17 protein-coding genes and 1 other RNA gene are annotated in these 13,072 nt (G+C 49.8%); 4 read left to right on the top strand and 14 right to left on the bottom strand.

Annotation, left to right across the window (positions count from 1 at the left end; all coding sequences use genetic code 11):
• Positions 1-14: 14 nt before the first annotated feature.
• Positions 15-350, bottom strand: coding sequence for a glycine dehydrogenase (locus IO95_RS05145; protein WP_255351353.1), 336 nt, complete (start codon positions 348-350; stop codon positions 15-17).
• Positions 351-752: 402 nt separating this feature from the next.
• Between IO95_RS05145 and rnk the strand changes: the two genes are divergently transcribed.
• Positions 753-1,163 (top strand): nucleoside diphosphate kinase regulator, encoded by a 411-nt coding sequence (rnk, locus tag IO95_RS05140; RefSeq protein WP_023489321.1) that lies wholly within the window; start codon positions 753-755, stop codon positions 1,161-1,163.
• 174 nt (positions 1,164-1,337) lie between these two features.
• On the opposite strand, the gene cybC is transcribed toward rnk, so the two are convergent.
• The 5 genes from cybC to IO95_RS05115 form a co-directional block, all read right to left on the bottom strand.
• Complete coding sequence (cybC, locus tag IO95_RS05135; protein WP_023489320.1) at positions 1,338-1,724, bottom strand: cytochrome b562; 387 nt, start codon at positions 1,722-1,724, stop codon at positions 1,338-1,340.
• Positions 1,725-1,805: 81 nt separating this feature from the next.
• A complete protein-coding gene (gene dolP / locus IO95_RS05130; protein WP_023489319.1) occupies positions 1,806-2,381 on the bottom strand; it encodes a division/outer membrane stress-associated lipid-binding lipoprotein in 576 nt (191 codons plus the stop codon).
• 9 nt (positions 2,382-2,390) lie between these two features.
• The gene (diaA, locus tag IO95_RS05125; protein WP_023489318.1) at positions 2,391-2,981 is read right to left on the bottom strand and encodes a DnaA initiator-associating protein DiaA; all 591 of its coding nucleotides are present in this window, start codon (positions 2,979-2,981) and stop codon (positions 2,391-2,393) included.
• A gap of 145 nt (positions 2,982-3,126) precedes the next feature.
• On the bottom strand, positions 3,127-3,480 hold the full coding sequence (locus tag IO95_RS05120) for a YraN family protein (RefSeq protein ID WP_200874153.1): 354 nt from the start codon (positions 3,478-3,480) through the stop codon (positions 3,127-3,129).
• Positions 3,477-5,471: a penicillin-binding protein activator gene (locus tag IO95_RS05115; RefSeq protein WP_037384142.1), complete on the bottom strand. Its 1,995-nt coding sequence runs from the start codon at positions 5,469-5,471 to the stop codon at positions 3,477-3,479. The genes IO95_RS05120 and IO95_RS05115 overlap by 4 nt, the downstream gene beginning before the upstream one ends.
• 62 nt (positions 5,472-5,533) lie before the next feature.
• Here IO95_RS05115 and rsmI point away from each other — a divergent pair, with 62 nt between their 5' ends.
• The gene (rsmI, locus tag IO95_RS05110) at positions 5,534-6,397 is read left to right on the top strand and encodes a 16S rRNA (cytidine(1402)-2'-O)-methyltransferase (protein WP_023489306.1); all 864 of its coding nucleotides are present in this window, start codon (positions 5,534-5,536) and stop codon (positions 6,395-6,397) included.
• A 41-nt stretch (positions 6,398-6,438) separates the two neighbouring features.
• An RNA gene (rnpB, locus tag IO95_RS23435) (RNase P RNA component class A) lies at positions 6,439-6,816 on the top strand.
• A gap of 105 nt (positions 6,817-6,921) precedes the next feature.
• Here the strand turns inward: rnpB and IO95_RS05105 are convergent.
• Positions 6,922-7,623 carry a pirin family protein gene (locus IO95_RS05105; RefSeq protein ID WP_023489307.1) on the bottom strand — a complete coding sequence of 234 codons (702 nt, stop codon included), beginning with the start codon at positions 7,621-7,623 and terminating at the stop codon, positions 6,922-6,924.
• A gap of 107 nt (positions 7,624-7,730) precedes the next feature.
• Here IO95_RS05105 and IO95_RS05100 point away from each other — a divergent pair, with 107 nt between their 5' ends.
• Positions 7,731-8,636, top strand: coding sequence for a LysR family transcriptional regulator (locus IO95_RS05100; RefSeq protein ID WP_023489308.1), 906 nt, complete (start codon positions 7,731-7,733; stop codon positions 8,634-8,636).
• A 201-nt stretch (positions 8,637-8,837) separates the two neighbouring features.
• Here the strand turns inward: IO95_RS05100 and IO95_RS05095 are convergent, their stop codons facing one another.
• The 7 genes from IO95_RS05095 to exuR form a co-directional block, all read right to left on the bottom strand.
• Positions 8,838-9,233, bottom strand: coding sequence for a DoxX family protein (locus tag IO95_RS05095; RefSeq protein WP_023489309.1), 396 nt, complete (start codon positions 9,231-9,233; stop codon positions 8,838-8,840).
• 231 nt (positions 9,234-9,464) lie between these two features.
• The gene (locus IO95_RS05090) at positions 9,465-9,764 is read right to left on the bottom strand and encodes a YqjK-like family protein (protein WP_023489310.1); all 300 of its coding nucleotides are present in this window, start codon (positions 9,762-9,764) and stop codon (positions 9,465-9,467) included.
• Positions 9,742-10,161: a phage holin family protein gene (locus IO95_RS05085; RefSeq protein ID WP_023489311.1), complete on the bottom strand. Its 420-nt coding sequence runs from the start codon at positions 10,159-10,161 to the stop codon at positions 9,742-9,744. Before IO95_RS05085 ends, IO95_RS05090 begins: the two co-directional genes overlap by 23 nt.
• A gap of 2 nt (positions 10,162-10,163) precedes the next feature.
• The gene (locus IO95_RS05080) at positions 10,164-10,469 is read right to left on the bottom strand and encodes a YqjD family protein (protein WP_023489312.1); all 306 of its coding nucleotides are present in this window, start codon (positions 10,467-10,469) and stop codon (positions 10,164-10,166) included.
• Between the two features lie 210 nt (positions 10,470-10,679).
• A complete protein-coding gene (locus IO95_RS05075; protein ID WP_023489313.1) occupies positions 10,680-11,345 on the bottom strand; it encodes a DedA family protein in 666 nt (221 codons plus the stop codon).
• 146 nt (positions 11,346-11,491) lie between these two features.
• Complete coding sequence (locus IO95_RS05070; RefSeq protein WP_152554901.1) at positions 11,492-11,941, bottom strand: hypothetical protein; 450 nt, start codon at positions 11,939-11,941, stop codon at positions 11,492-11,494.
• A 265-nt stretch (positions 11,942-12,206) separates the two neighbouring features.
• Positions 12,207-12,983 carry a transcriptional regulator ExuR gene (exuR, locus tag IO95_RS05065; RefSeq protein WP_023489315.1) on the bottom strand — a complete coding sequence of 259 codons (777 nt, stop codon included), beginning with the start codon at positions 12,981-12,983 and terminating at the stop codon, positions 12,207-12,209.
• Between the last annotated feature and the right edge of the window lie 89 nt (positions 12,984-13,072).

Here is a 13,072-nt window from a genome sequence, read left to right as displayed (position 1 = left end):
TGATTAAACGATATTTATTGGTTATTATCTTTAGCTACTTCAAAATGGACAGAAAGTAGATACGCTTCCTCTATCGGTAAGGTGGGGAATTTGTCCACCACCTGTTCTGCTAGTTGCATTGATTCGGCAGATATTTCATCAAACAGTGATTTATCAACTTCAGGTAATGGTTCACCGGTTATTGAGCGCAATACCATCGCGCGGATATGCGACTCCAGCATTTGCTGTTGTACCGCATTGGTGTAAATATTATTTGCACTCAGCATGGTGCTGATATCAGCCAGTACCTGCGTGGTTATTGCTGAGGCCTTACTAATATCAACCTGTGCTATTTTATTTGCCGAAGCTATCCCTTCATTCACTTTTCAGTTACCTCTGGATATTGATCTGGACAGATGCTTTTTTTGATGCCTTTACCCTAACCGCAGGAGAATTTATTGTGTAGTCCGTTTTTTTCCAGTTCGAACTGGAAATTAAGTGGCAGCCGGGGATCGGTTTCTCAAAACCAGGGGGAGAGGATTATTTTGTCTGGTATTTCAGTGCCATGGCAGGTAGTTAGCCGCTGCGGAAATTATCGCCTAGGCTTCGTGATCGAGATCTCTTTCTTTTCTTGCCATTAAGGCCTACTATCATCAAGATAAGTCAGCATTTCCAACACCCCCGTGCCTAAAAGTGCGGGGGTGTTGCTTTGTGTTGTTTTTCCGAATTTATGAGCGCGAGAAGGGCGCCTTTTGATTGGACTGGAGAGTGGAATGAGCAAACCAACCATTACCATTAATGAGCTGGATGCGGAACGTCTGGATACACTGCTGGCACAGCCAGCTTTTGCTAACACTGATGTTGCAGTTGCACTGAATGCTGAACTGGATCGTGCTGATATTGTGCCGCCATCGCAAATTCCGCCCTATGTCGTCACCATGAACAGTTGTGTGCGTTTTCGGGATTTACATACCTCGGAGGAACATGTGCGCACGCTGGTCTATCCGGCTTCCCTCAAAGACAGCAACCAACAACTGTCGGTAATGGCCCCGTTGGGCGCGGCGCTGTTAGGCATGCATGTTGGCAAACAGATCAGTTGGACATTGCCAAACGGCGAGGAAGCGCAGATTGAGGTGTTGGAGCTGCTGTATCAACCGGAAGCAGCGGGCGAATATCACCGCTAAGGTGTCAATAGCTTCGCAGTTAATCGCTTTTCCTGGCTTCTAAAGCGCAAGGGCAGACTTTTCAGTCTGCCCTTCATAAGATCTCTACGCTTCATTCTTCAAGTTGCTTGCTGACAAGCAACTTGAATTGTTTTACTCGAATCGTTTTGAGCGTAGCTCATCACCGCCTATCGATTAGCGGAATTTCTTGTGGTTGACATCGCGGGTCTGTTTAAACTCTTGTGCTACTTTGCGTGCTTCTTCCAATTTGCCTTCATTCGCCAGCGCCATGGCTTGTTCAATCTGTGATGTCAGGGTTGACATCCCTTCGCGGAATTGTTGCATTTCAGGGCTGTTCTTATCTTTGCCTGCCAGTTTTGCTGGGGTACCTTGCTGAGAATCTATGGCAGCCTGATGCATTTTTTGCAGGCTCATCTTGAAGGTATCGATAGAGTCAGTTTTTAATACGATTTTGTAATTGGTCGCGAGCGCTCCCATACTTGTTTCCAAGTCGGCAGAAATCGCCCAAGAACTGGCAGCCAGTAGCGTCAGTGCCGTCATTACTTTAAATGTCTTTTTCATATTCACCTTCCGTTGTTGTGGTATTTGAACCCAGTTTAACTACCAATTGTAGTCTGCAGGTTTGCTTTTCTCACTTTTTGTTTACTTCACGTAGGTAAAAGCGGTGGTGACATGTTTTACCCCACTAACCTGGCTGGCAATTTTCGCCGCAGATTGTCCCTCTTTCTGTGTCACCAGCCCTAACAGAAAAACTTCGCCATTTTCGGTGGTCACTTTCACATTGGAGGATTTGACCGAATCACTGGTTAACAGCTCTGAGCGAACTTTGGTGGAAATCCAGGCATCTGAAGACGCGGTACCCAAACCGACCGGCGTCCCTTGGCGGATTTCATTATAGATGGCAGTGGCACCTTCAACGCCAAGGGCGATTTGCTTGGCACGGGTGGCGAGTTCGGTATTAGGGGCCTGACCTGTCAACAAAACCTTGCCTTGGTAGGCCGTAGCGACTACGCGGGCTTCTTTTTTCAGTTGTTGATCTTTGCGCACGGCATTCTCGATCCGGGCTGCCAATGTGGTGTCGTCTACCTGTGTTCCTACGCTACGTGGGTCGGTCGCCGTTTTGGTTGCAACAGCGGCACCACCGGCAACGACGCCAGCGATACAACCTTGTAATAGCAAAGTGCTTAACAGCACCACAAATGTGGCTTTTAGCTTCATTTCTGCTCCTTAATCATCCTGGTGGGGGAACAATGTATTATCGATCAGGTCACATAGGCAGTTTACGGTAAGCATATGCATCTCTTGAATACGCGCGCTACGGTGAGAGGGAATACGTATTTCCACATCCTGCTGACCCAGTAAACCCGCCAACTCACCCCCATCGTAACCGGTAAGCGCAATAATGGTCATATCCCGCGTTACTGCAGCTTCAACCGCCTTCACAATATCACGGCTATTGCCCCGGGTAGAAATGGCCAGCAAGACGTCACCGGTGTTGCCCAGAGCGCGTACCTGTTTGGCATAGACCTCATCATGCAGGCGGTCATTAGTAATTGCTGTTAGCACTACGCTGTCGGCATTTAATGCAATGGCAGGCAAGCTGGGACGCTCACTTTCAAAACGGTTAATCATACTGGCAGCAAAATGTTGAGCATTGGCCGCCGAGGCACCATTGCCACAACACAGAATCTTGTTACCATCAAGCAGTGATTGCACCATGGTCATTGCTGCACGGGATATGGCATCAGGCAAGGCTTCTGCCGCTGCAATCTGGGTTTGGATACTCTCGGTAAAACAAGCTTTGATTCTATCTAACACGTTGTATTAATCCATATAAGTGCCTGGTTTATCAGGCTATTATACCCAGGTTCATTCAACTTGCTGGTCGCTGGTTACCGCTCGAATGACGACGAGTATTTATGAGTCATTTGAGCCAGAATGGTCGGCATCAGTCATACCATGATTAATCTGCGTTGAAGGCATTAGGTATCCACTCTAATTGGTTATCAGTAATGGCTAAAACATCAAAACGGCAAGATGATGTGTCAAAACTGGCACCTCGTTTGGCCAGCCAAACAGCCGCAGCATGCAGCAAACGTTGTTGTTTACGGTAAGTTACGCTACTGGCCGCATCGCCAAAAGCCGCATTGCGCCGGTAGCGTACTTCAACAAACACCCAGGTTTGACCATCACGCATAATGAGGTCGAGTTCACCACCTCTTATCACGACATTGGCCGCCGTGAAGGTCAATCCTGCGCGTTCAAGATAATGGCGGGCTTGTCGTTCATAGCCCGCCCCCTTGGCGCGTTGACTCAGGAGACCGGTACGACCGAGCCTTGACGGTATTGCAGCCAAGTCAGTTTCCTGTTTATCACACAATTTTGTGAGGATGATAGCACACCGGTGGCCCCGGCCACCTGGAATCCAGGCAATTGGCGCATTTCAGCAAAGTGGTTGGCCAATGCCCAAGCATCCATCCCCATGGCATAGAGGCGCACCAGAGAATAGTCGTTGCGGAGTTGTCGGCTGACTTGCTGTTGCAACTGTGGATTGACACCGGCCAATAAAGGAATATCGCTGAACTGCACTCCTTCCATTTCCAGCCGGAAATCCGGGCCAGCACCTGCTTGATAACTACGCGAGCTGGCAAATATAGCCGGTTTGCTGCGAGAGTTGGTGGTCATATCGATCAACGGCTTAATCAGGGCTAGTTGATTTTGCCCTGCAACAATATAAACCGCATCAACACCTCCACCGATGGTTGTTGAGGTCTCGCTGGGTTGAGCAGGGATAGTCAGACCTGCAATGGTAACAGACTGTTCTGCTGGTGCTGATACGGTGACGGGGGTACCACTCATGCGGATACCACCCCCATTGACCATCTGGCGCAACTCACCAGCCGAACCGATCTCTTGCCGCAGTACGGTTTGCCCCCCCAGTTTCTGCCACTCCTCGGCGAAGGCTTTGGCAATACGGACACCAAATGCGCCACGAGGGAGCAACAACAAGGGTTGGCGCTTCTGTTGTTCCCAAATATGGTGTGCAGCATCATGGGCTTCGTCTTCAGGAGACAAGGCAAAGTAACAGATATTGGGATTATCTTTGGGTTGCTCTGGTTGATTGAGAGCCAGTACGTTGAGCGGGGTCGGTGTGCCAGCAAGTTGTTCTACATCGGTTTTCAGCAATGGACCGACCACCAGAGTTGCCCCTTCCTGCTGCGCCTTAGCCAGTAAAGCGGTTAAAGGCTGGCTGGTAGTATCGTAAACCTTTACCTGACTACTGATAGTCATTGGAGTGGGAACCGCTGTGGCGGTTTCCACCGCAGTCACCGGGGCTGTATTTTCCGCCTCTGTTGCAGGCGCAGCAGCACTTTCGGTGTTGCTACCGATAGCCGCCTGATCAGGACTATTGGTTGCTGCTGGAGCCTGGACCTGCATGGCGAGTGTTACGCCACTTTGGGCTGCGACAAAGCCTTGCTGGATAGCATCAGCAAACACTTTAGCTTGGCCGTTCAAGGGCAACAGCAAGGCGATATGTGAAGCGGAAGCTTGAGTAAAATTCTGCACTTGGCTTAACTGGGTTGGCAGGCTTGTTGCGGCCGGGTTTTGTGGATAACGATTTTGCCAGTCTTTGATCCCGGCTTTCAGTAGTTCAGGATCCTGTCGGTTATCCTGATAGATATGCAGCAGATCCAACCAGCCTTGCAGCACGTTTTCATCGGCATTAATCACCAGACTGTTGAGCTCTGTTGGTTTCAGCGCCACTAATGTCTGCCAGGTTTTATCCAGGTTATCCTGATATGCCGGACCCTTCAGTAAGGGTTGCAGAGCAATATAGGTGCGGATTAACGCTAATGAGGCTTGCCCCTGGTGAGCGGTGATCTGAGCCTGATAGAGGCGCACCAACTGATTAGATGACAGCATACTGCTATCAACATGACTCAGAGTCTCTCGGGCAGAGGCATAATCTTTGCCGGCGACTTGTAATTCGGCGTTCAGTAATAGTCGTTCTCGTTGCTGTAGACTTGTCATGTCGTGCGGCAAGGTATTCAGTTGCTGGGTGGCTTGTGGCAGATTGCCTTCGCGAATTAACGCGCGAATAGCAAGTAATTGCCAGTCAGCCTTGTTATCATCAGTGCTTTGTTGCAACTGTTGCAGGTAATAATAGGCACTGGCTCTCGCTTCGCCCTGAATATTGGCAGGCGGAGTTTGCGGTGCTCGGCTAGGACAACCAGCTAATAGGAGGGCTACCAGCATCGCAGGTATTACACGCCCTACTTTGGAACGAACGAACGTTGAGGAAAGCATACTGTATCCAGTGATGTTCTTTTCAAGATGCTCAATATTAAATCGGCAATCCGGATGAGACAATGAATCAACACCAACAATCAGTTATTTCTGCATCAACGCTGTATGTGGTACCTACCCCTATCGGTAACCTGGGTGATATCACTTATCGAGCCCTGGAGGTACTGAAAAGCGTTGATTTGATTGCGGCAGAAGATACGCGTCATACCGGATTGCTGTTGCAACACTTTGCTATTAGCGCGCGGTTGTTTGCGCTACATGACCATAACGAACAACAGAAAGCGGATCAACTGCTGGTCAAATTGCAGGAAGGGCAGAGCATAGCATTAGTTTGTGATGCTGGCACACCACTGATTAATGACCCCGGCTATCACCTGGTGCGCCGCTGTCGTGAAGCGGGGGTGCGTGTGGTTCCCTTGCCGGGTCCTTGTGCAGCGATTACTGCACTTTGCGCAGCCGGTGTCGCCTCTGATCGTTTTTGTTATGAAGGTTTCCTGCCAGCTAAAACCAAAGGTCGCAAGGATACTTTGCTGGCATTGGCGACCGAACCACGGACCCTGATTTTCTATGAATCGACCCACCGTTTATTGGACAGTTTGCAAGATATGGTCACTGTGTGGGGGCCGCAACGCTATGTGGTGTTGGCTCGCGAACTGACTAAAACCTGGGAATCCATTTACGGCGCCCCGGTGGGGGCGTTATTGGCATGGGTCCAGGAAGATGAAATGCGTCACCGGGGGGAAATGGTGCTGATTGTCGAGGGTCACAAAGTGCAAGAGGAGAGCTTACCCCCTGAAGCGCTGCGGACCTTGGCCTTGTTGCAACAGGAGCTACCCTTGAAGAAGGCAGCAGCATTAGCGGCAGAGATCCATGGGGTGAAAAAAAATGCGCTGTATAAGCATGGGTTGGAACATCAAGAAAAGTAAAACATTTGACCTGCTGTAACCGCCACGCTACTATCCGCGCCGGAGTTGACTAGACAATCGCCGCTTTATTGCCGTCCCCTTCGGGGAGACGAGTAAAGGGGAGGAAAGTCCGGGCTCCATAGGGCAGGGTGCCAGGTAACGCCTGGGGGGCGCAAGCCTACGACCAGTGCAACAGAGAGCAAACCGCCGATGGCCCGCGCAAGCGGGATCAGGTAAGGGTGAAAGGGTGCGGTAAGAGCGCACCGCGCGGCTGGCAACAGTTCGTGGCACGGTAAACTCCACCCGGAGCAAGGCCAAATAGGGGTTCGCATGGTACGGCCCGTACTGAACCCGGGTAGGCTGCTTGAGCCAGTGAGCGATTGCTGGCCTAGATGAATGATTGTCCACGACAGAACCCGGCTTATCGGTCAACTTTCGTTATACAGATAACCCCGTGTGGTATTCGCCATACGGGGTTTTTCTTTCTTTATATATATTTCCCAACTTCCCCCAATTTCTCTCAACTTCCCCAACTCGCGATATCGCTACGCCAGTAAATCAATCAATAGCATACGTAGTGGTGTAACCGCCTGGATGGTCAGCTGTTTCTCTTCGCGGATAAATGCGCCATCCCCACAGTTGATAGGTTGGCTAGGGTGATGTTCGTCACTTACCGTTGCCGAGCCGTTGATTGATTGCAGGTAAGCGCGTGATCCATTAAGGGCCACTGTCTTCTGTTCCCCAGGCTGTAACTCCAGATGATGTATCCAGAGCTGTTGCCGTAGTTGCAGGCTGCCTTGTTCACCATCGGGTGAGGCCAGTAACGCATGAGGTTGCGTCGGCAGCTTCAGACGCTGTACCTGCTGGTTGCTGCGTGTCGGGCAGGCATCTAACCACAGGTGCATTTGGGTCAAGGGGGAGGTGTTACTGATATTCCGAGCGCTATAACTTAGCCCCGGGTGAGTCGCCAGCAACAGCGCTTCGCCCACTCCAGCCCGGATAGTATGGCCGTCATTGTCCCGGTATTCGATTTCACCTTGCAAAATCAGGCTCAGAATATCCACATTAGGATAGGTGCGTGGTTGGCATGAGGCTCCTGGTGCTAAGACTTCCTGGTTGAGTACCCGCAGTGAACCGTATCCCATCAGTTTGGGATCAAAGTAATGACCAAAAGAGAAGGTATAACGCGCTTGTAGCCAACCAAAGTCAGCTTGCCCACATTGTTGTGCTGTTCTACGGATTATCATGGCAATCGACTCTTTAAATTGATGGTTTATAGGGTAAGCATCTGGACGGCAGATTGTTAGCCAGTTAATCTGGTAGGCATATTCAAATTTCCTGAAAGAGAGATTCGATGGCCAGAGAGCGTGCGTTAACACTAGAAGCGTTGAGGGTCATGGATGCGATTGACCGCCGAGGCAGTTTTGCTGCTGCTGCCGATGAGCTGGGGCGGGTGCCTTCTGCATTGAGCTATACCATGCAGAAATTGGAGGAAGAGCTTGATGTGGTCTTGTTTGACCGTTCAGGTCATCGCACCAAATTTACTAATGTCGGTAGAATGTTACTTGAGCGTGGCCGTATCTTGCTTGAGGCAGCGGATAAACTGACCACCGATGCCGAGGCGCTATCTCGGGGCTGGGAAACCCATATCACCATTGTCAGCGAAACGTTGTCACCGGCTGCTAAATTGTTTCCGTTGCTCGATAAGCTGGCGTTGAAAGCGGATACTCAGGTTTCGATTCTTACTGAAGTATTGGCTGGGGCTTGGGAGCGTTTGGATCAAGGGCGGGCGGATATCGTTATTGCACCGGATATTCACTTTCGCGCCTCTTCTGAGATTAACACGCGCAAATTGTATAAAGTCATGAGTGTCTATGTGGCGGCACCGGATCACCCGATCCATCAAGAGCCTGAACCGTTATCAGAACTTACCCGCGTCAAATACCGTGGGATCGCCGTGGCGGATACCGCGCGGGAAAGGCCGGTATTGACGGTGCAATTACTGGATAAACAGCAGCGTTTGACCGTGAGTAGCATTGAAGATAAACGCCGAGCTTTACTGGCCGGGCTGGGAGTGGCCACCATGCCTTATCCTATGGTGGAACAAGATATTGAACAGGGGCGTTTGCGAGTGGTGGGGCCTGAATACAAAAGGGAAGTGGACATCATCATGGCCTGGCGGCGTGACAACATGGGGGAGGCTAAATCCTGGTTTTTGCGTGAGATCCCGCGTCTGTTTGCCCGGCAGGAAAAGCAGTAATCTTTACTTTTATACCTTAAATAATTCAAGTTGCAGGAAGGTAAGCTGCAACTTGAACACATTTATACTCTTCATTCTTCAAGTTGCTTGGGTGTTGGCTGTGCTCTGTCACCCCAGTCACATAGTGGACTATGCTCCTGGGGATTCCAGTGCTTGCCGCCTACAAGCAACACGAATTATTTTGAGTATAGATTGTTAAAATTACCACTTTTTGTTCAGCAGGCGGTCAATACTGAAACTGCCTGGGCCTGCTATTGCCAGAACGATAAAACCACCAGCAATGTTCAAGTTTTTCATAAACATCAGTTGGTGGACGCCTTCAGAAAACTGAGAGTGGAAGATAAAGGCGCTGAGAATAGTGAAACCAGCGGTGAATAGCGCCACCGTGCGGGTCAGGAAGCCGAACAGAATAGCCAAACCGCCGCCTAATTCCAGCAGGATGGTCAGTGGCAGTAAAAAGCCAGGTACGCCCATCGCTTGCATGTAGGCTTGCGTACCGGCATAGGCATCACCCATTTTGCCGTAACCAGCAACAATAAACAGGATAGGCATCAGAATACGAGCAACCAATAAACCTGTATCTTCTAATTTTTTCATCATTAACTCCAAAAAGCCAATCTTGGCTGTTATTGCATTATTATGGCTGTTCTTAGCCAAAACGGATTAGTGGAGTGAATGTTAAACGGGGATGGTTTAGGTTGTTAGTAATAATTATTGGTGTTTTCTTTCAAAAAAAATGAGTATGTCAGCGGTGTTTAAAGCCTCCAGATGGGGGATGCCCATAGTGATGGTCCTAGCGGTGCTGCCATTTGAGTGCATACTCGGCGCTTAATTCTTTACCCGTAATGCCCGATAACTTTTACGCATTAAGCGGAATGTTCCCCATAAGCTCAATGCTCGTCGTGACCAACGCATCAGCTTGTTGGGGTGTCGCAGGCTGTAAAACGTAAAAATTGTGGAGCCGATGGCGATATATTTACGTAGGCCATATACCACCTGCCAGCCGTGATCGATGGGGGCGGTTTTTTCCAGCCATAGGGTTTTACTGGCAGCCAGATCCAGCCGCTGTTGCTGGATCTGCAGTAACAATTGCTCTTTTTGCCATTCACGGTATTGGCGGTGATTCATGTTCCCCCTCCAATGCCGAACGGTCGAGTTCTAATTGCTTGCGTGTTGCCCCTAGTAGGGTTGAACGGCGAGCCTTGTTTAATGTCCAGATGCCTACCACGATTGCCAGGAACAGCAAAGCAGCCGTGGTGGTACCCAGTGCTATCAGACGGTAAGCCGGATCGACTGCCCAGAAGATCAGCAGCAATAGGCTCATTAGCCCAAAGGCGGTAAACAGCAAGGTGATCCCGGCCATCATCAGTAACTGGACGAGGTTGGCTTTCTCCTCTTCCAACTCGATAACAGCCAGCTTGACTCGCGTTTCCACCATCCTGACCAAGATGGTAAGAATACGTTGCGCAATATCCAGAACCCCTTTAGCGGGGCCCTGTTCACGAGATTGTGGAATATTTGCCATAATCAGCGGCGAGCGAGCAGAACGCCTAACACCACGCCAACTGCAGCACCGATGCCTACACCAGCCCACGGATTGCCACGCACATACTCATCAGCGTGACCAGCAATCTGTTTGGTTTGGTGGACTAATTTATCACCCGCATCGCTGAGGTGAGCGCGGCTATCTTTCAGTGCGTTTTCTGCTTTGGCACGGAGTTTTTCGAGCTCAGCTTTCGATTTGTCGGAGGAGCTATTGAGTACTTCTTCCAGTGTATCGGCCAAGGACTTTAGTTCGGTGCGTAAACTTTCTGTATGTGGATCTTGTGCCATGGTAACGACTCCTTAAGATTAACTGGGACAGAGCTTCAACATAGCTGATTTATGGGGGAGAGCAAAGGGATGTAGCCCACAATTGTGACTATATCTATCGTAATGGACTCGTTACAGGGGGCGGAGTGGGTTACTGTTCCTGATATCAAAGATCTGATACCACAAAGAGGGGCACACTTGCGTATGTTCCCCCTCTACTTGTTAGGCGTGTTACTTTTGCTTATTAGCACGCTTCTTACGCCATAGCATCACCAAGGAACCGAAAAATCCAAGCACCAGCAGCACTACTGGCAACATCATCAGCCCGGACATCAGTTTCTCTTCATATTGATGGAACACGGCGGTGTTCCCCAAGCTAAAACCCACAGAAACCAGGATCAATACCCACAGCAATCCGCTAACCCAGTTGAAGAACTGAAAACGAACATTACTTAAACCGGACAAACCGGCGATAGTCGGTAACAAGGTACGCACAAACGCCAGGAAACGGCCAATCAGCAGTGCTGACAGGCCATGACGATAAAACAATTGGTGAGCGCGCTGGTGGTAATGTGCTGGCAAGTGTGAAAGCCAGTTTTGCACAATACGTGTGTTACCCAGCCATCGGCCTTGTATATAACTGAGCCAGCACCCCAGGCTGGCTGCCGTCGTCAGAATCAAGATAGTGACGGGGAAGTTCATGGTCCCTTTGGCGACCAGCACTCCCACCAGGATCAACAGACTGTCACCCGGTAGAAAGGCGGCGGGTAGCAGGCCATTTTCCAGAAATAAAATAAGAAACAGCAAGACATAAAGTGTCCAGACTAACGAGGGGTTAGCCAACATTTCAAAGTCTTGTTGCCATAATGCATGCAACAATTGCTTAATAATTTCCATCCGGTGTTCCTAAAAACGTCATTGTTTGTTTTCGTTCAGCAGTTGGGCGGCGGTAAACAAGATGATCGCGAAAGCCTATAACTACTGAAAATAATGAGACAGGGCTGCGTTATTCTTTACTTCACTTCTTTTGGGGCAACACCCGCTCACGAATCATAAGTCAGTGAGCCACGGTAGAGTATGTTACTTTCTTTCCAACCGCCGACTCTGTTTTGTTGCGCTGGTGAGTGCAGCATCCAGTTGATCTGTTGAAGTCGTTGGGCAATAGGGGGAACTGACCGCCATTGTTGCCGCATACCACCGATTGGCTCTGGAGTTTCTGCCGTTAAAGTATAGGCCGGAACCAACCAGGAAGAAGCGAGCAGTGAATTAGCGTAGGCATGTACCCGGAGCAACAGTTGCGGTCTCTGGCTAAGGGGCTTACGGCGCAAATCACTGGATGGACGATCAAGCTCAACATGATGTTCAGAAGCTGAAATCCCGGGGTGCTCATCAGCGATTGTAGCACTGAGCGAGGCAACGATACCGGTGGTTTTAGTTGCATGAGATGTTTGGCCGGTAGCCGAATCGGCCCAACAAAAAAGTACAATCAGCATGGCAAACAACCCGTGCATCTATTCGCGTTCCGCCCCAGTATCCACAGATAAAAAAGTGGTCTCACTTTACCAAAATAGCACGATTGGCAACAGGGAAATCTATGTTGAAAGCGGCGTAATATGACACGAAAGTAAGGGAATCTGGGATCGATTCAGCCGTTTTTACAAAACCTGACACTGAAGCCCCATGCATTACTCTTGGATGACCTTATACCTGTCGTTATTCACGGTATAGGGGAGCTTGAATAGCAGACAAAAATAAAGACTATTTGCTACCGGTTGCCAGAGTATCGAGATGGATCACCGGGTTCTCTGCAAACAAGTAGCGGTCTGCATTGTACTCAAAGTCATCTGTTGTTGCGTTAAATAGCATCTGCTTAGTGTTTTCCAAGTGCTGCCACATTGCCAGTTTGGCTCCATGGGGGTCTTTGCGGATCAGGGCTTTGAGAATTTCATCGTGGTCGTCACACCAACTGGCAATCGAGCGTGCGTCGATGTGTTCATGCAGTTTGAGCCAGTAAGGGTTGCTGACACGCTGAGCCCACATTTTTTCTACAATGGTCGCCATGGCGGTGTTCTGGGTCGCTTGGGCCACTTGAACGTGAAATTTAAGATCCCATAACGAATCGCGGAAGCGGTCTTCCTGGCGCGCTTGTTCCTGGATTTCCATCAACAGGACGATATCCTGCTTGGTGACTTGGGTCGCGGCGAATTCGGCAATGTTACTTTCGATTAACTGGCGCGCCTGTAGCAGTTCAAAAGGCCCGGCAGTGGCAAATTCGAGATTGTCGCTACTCCCCACCAGATTCTTCTGTTGGTTGGAAATGACATGGATCCCAGAACCTTTACGTACCTCGACATAACCTTCCACTTCCAACATGATGATGGCCTCACGCACCACGGTGCGGCTCACATTCATCTCTTCAGCGATATAACGTTCGGCTGGCAATTTATCACCCACTGAATAAACCCCTCCTTCAATGCGTCGCTTGAGTTCGGCGGCTAACTGCTGATAAAGGCGTCTGGTTTCAGTGAATTCCATAATGAATACTCGGCGGTAGGCAGGAAAATAGGCTGTAATGAGGGTTGTTATACCACTTAACCCCCATGGCTGCCAATGAAAAGCCCGGT

This window comes from Serratia sp. DD3 (assembly GCF_000496755.2).
The sequence above is the reverse complement of the archived record's forward strand: the minus strand, read 5'-3'. Positions and strand labels throughout refer to the sequence as shown.

Coding starts and splice junctions, on each gene's coding strand:
- rnk (WP_023489321.1), top strand. CDS start 753: ATGAGCAAACCAACCATTACCATTAATGAGCTGGATGCGGAACGTCTG.
- cybC (WP_023489320.1), bottom strand. CDS start 1,724: ATGAAAAAGACATTTAAAGTAATGACGGCACTGACGCTACTGGCTGCC.
- dolP (WP_023489319.1), bottom strand. CDS start 2,381: ATGAAGCTAAAAGCCACATTTGTGGTGCTGTTAAGCACTTTGCTATTA.
- IO95_RS05115 (WP_037384142.1), bottom strand. CDS start 5,471: ATGCTTTCCTCAACGTTCGTTCGTTCCAAAGTAGGGCGTGTAATACCT.
- rsmI (WP_023489306.1), top strand. CDS start 5,534: ATGAATCAACACCAACAATCAGTTATTTCTGCATCAACGCTGTATGTG.
- IO95_RS05105 (WP_023489307.1), bottom strand. CDS start 7,623: ATGATAATCCGTAGAACAGCACAACAATGTGGGCAAGCTGACTTTGGT.
- IO95_RS05100 (WP_023489308.1), top strand. CDS start 7,731: ATGGCCAGAGAGCGTGCGTTAACACTAGAAGCGTTGAGGGTCATGGAT.
- IO95_RS05095 (WP_023489309.1), bottom strand. CDS start 9,233: ATGAAAAAATTAGAAGATACAGGTTTATTGGTTGCTCGTATTCTGATG.
- IO95_RS05090 (WP_023489310.1), bottom strand. CDS start 9,764: ATGAATCACCGCCAATACCGTGAATGGCAAAAAGAGCAATTGTTACTG.
- IO95_RS05085 (WP_023489311.1), bottom strand. CDS start 10,161: ATGGCAAATATTCCACAATCTCGTGAACAGGGCCCCGCTAAAGGGGTT.
- IO95_RS05080 (WP_023489312.1), bottom strand. CDS start 10,469: ATGGCACAAGATCCACATACAGAAAGTTTACGCACCGAACTAAAGTCC.
- IO95_RS05075 (WP_023489313.1), bottom strand. CDS start 11,345: ATGGAAATTATTAAGCAATTGTTGCATGCATTATGGCAACAAGACTTT.
- IO95_RS05070 (WP_152554901.1), bottom strand. CDS start 11,941: ATGCTGATTGTACTTTTTTGTTGGGCCGATTCGGCTACCGGCCAAACA.
- exuR (WP_023489315.1), bottom strand. CDS start 12,983: ATGGAATTCACTGAAACCAGACGCCTTTATCAGCAGTTAGCCGCCGAA.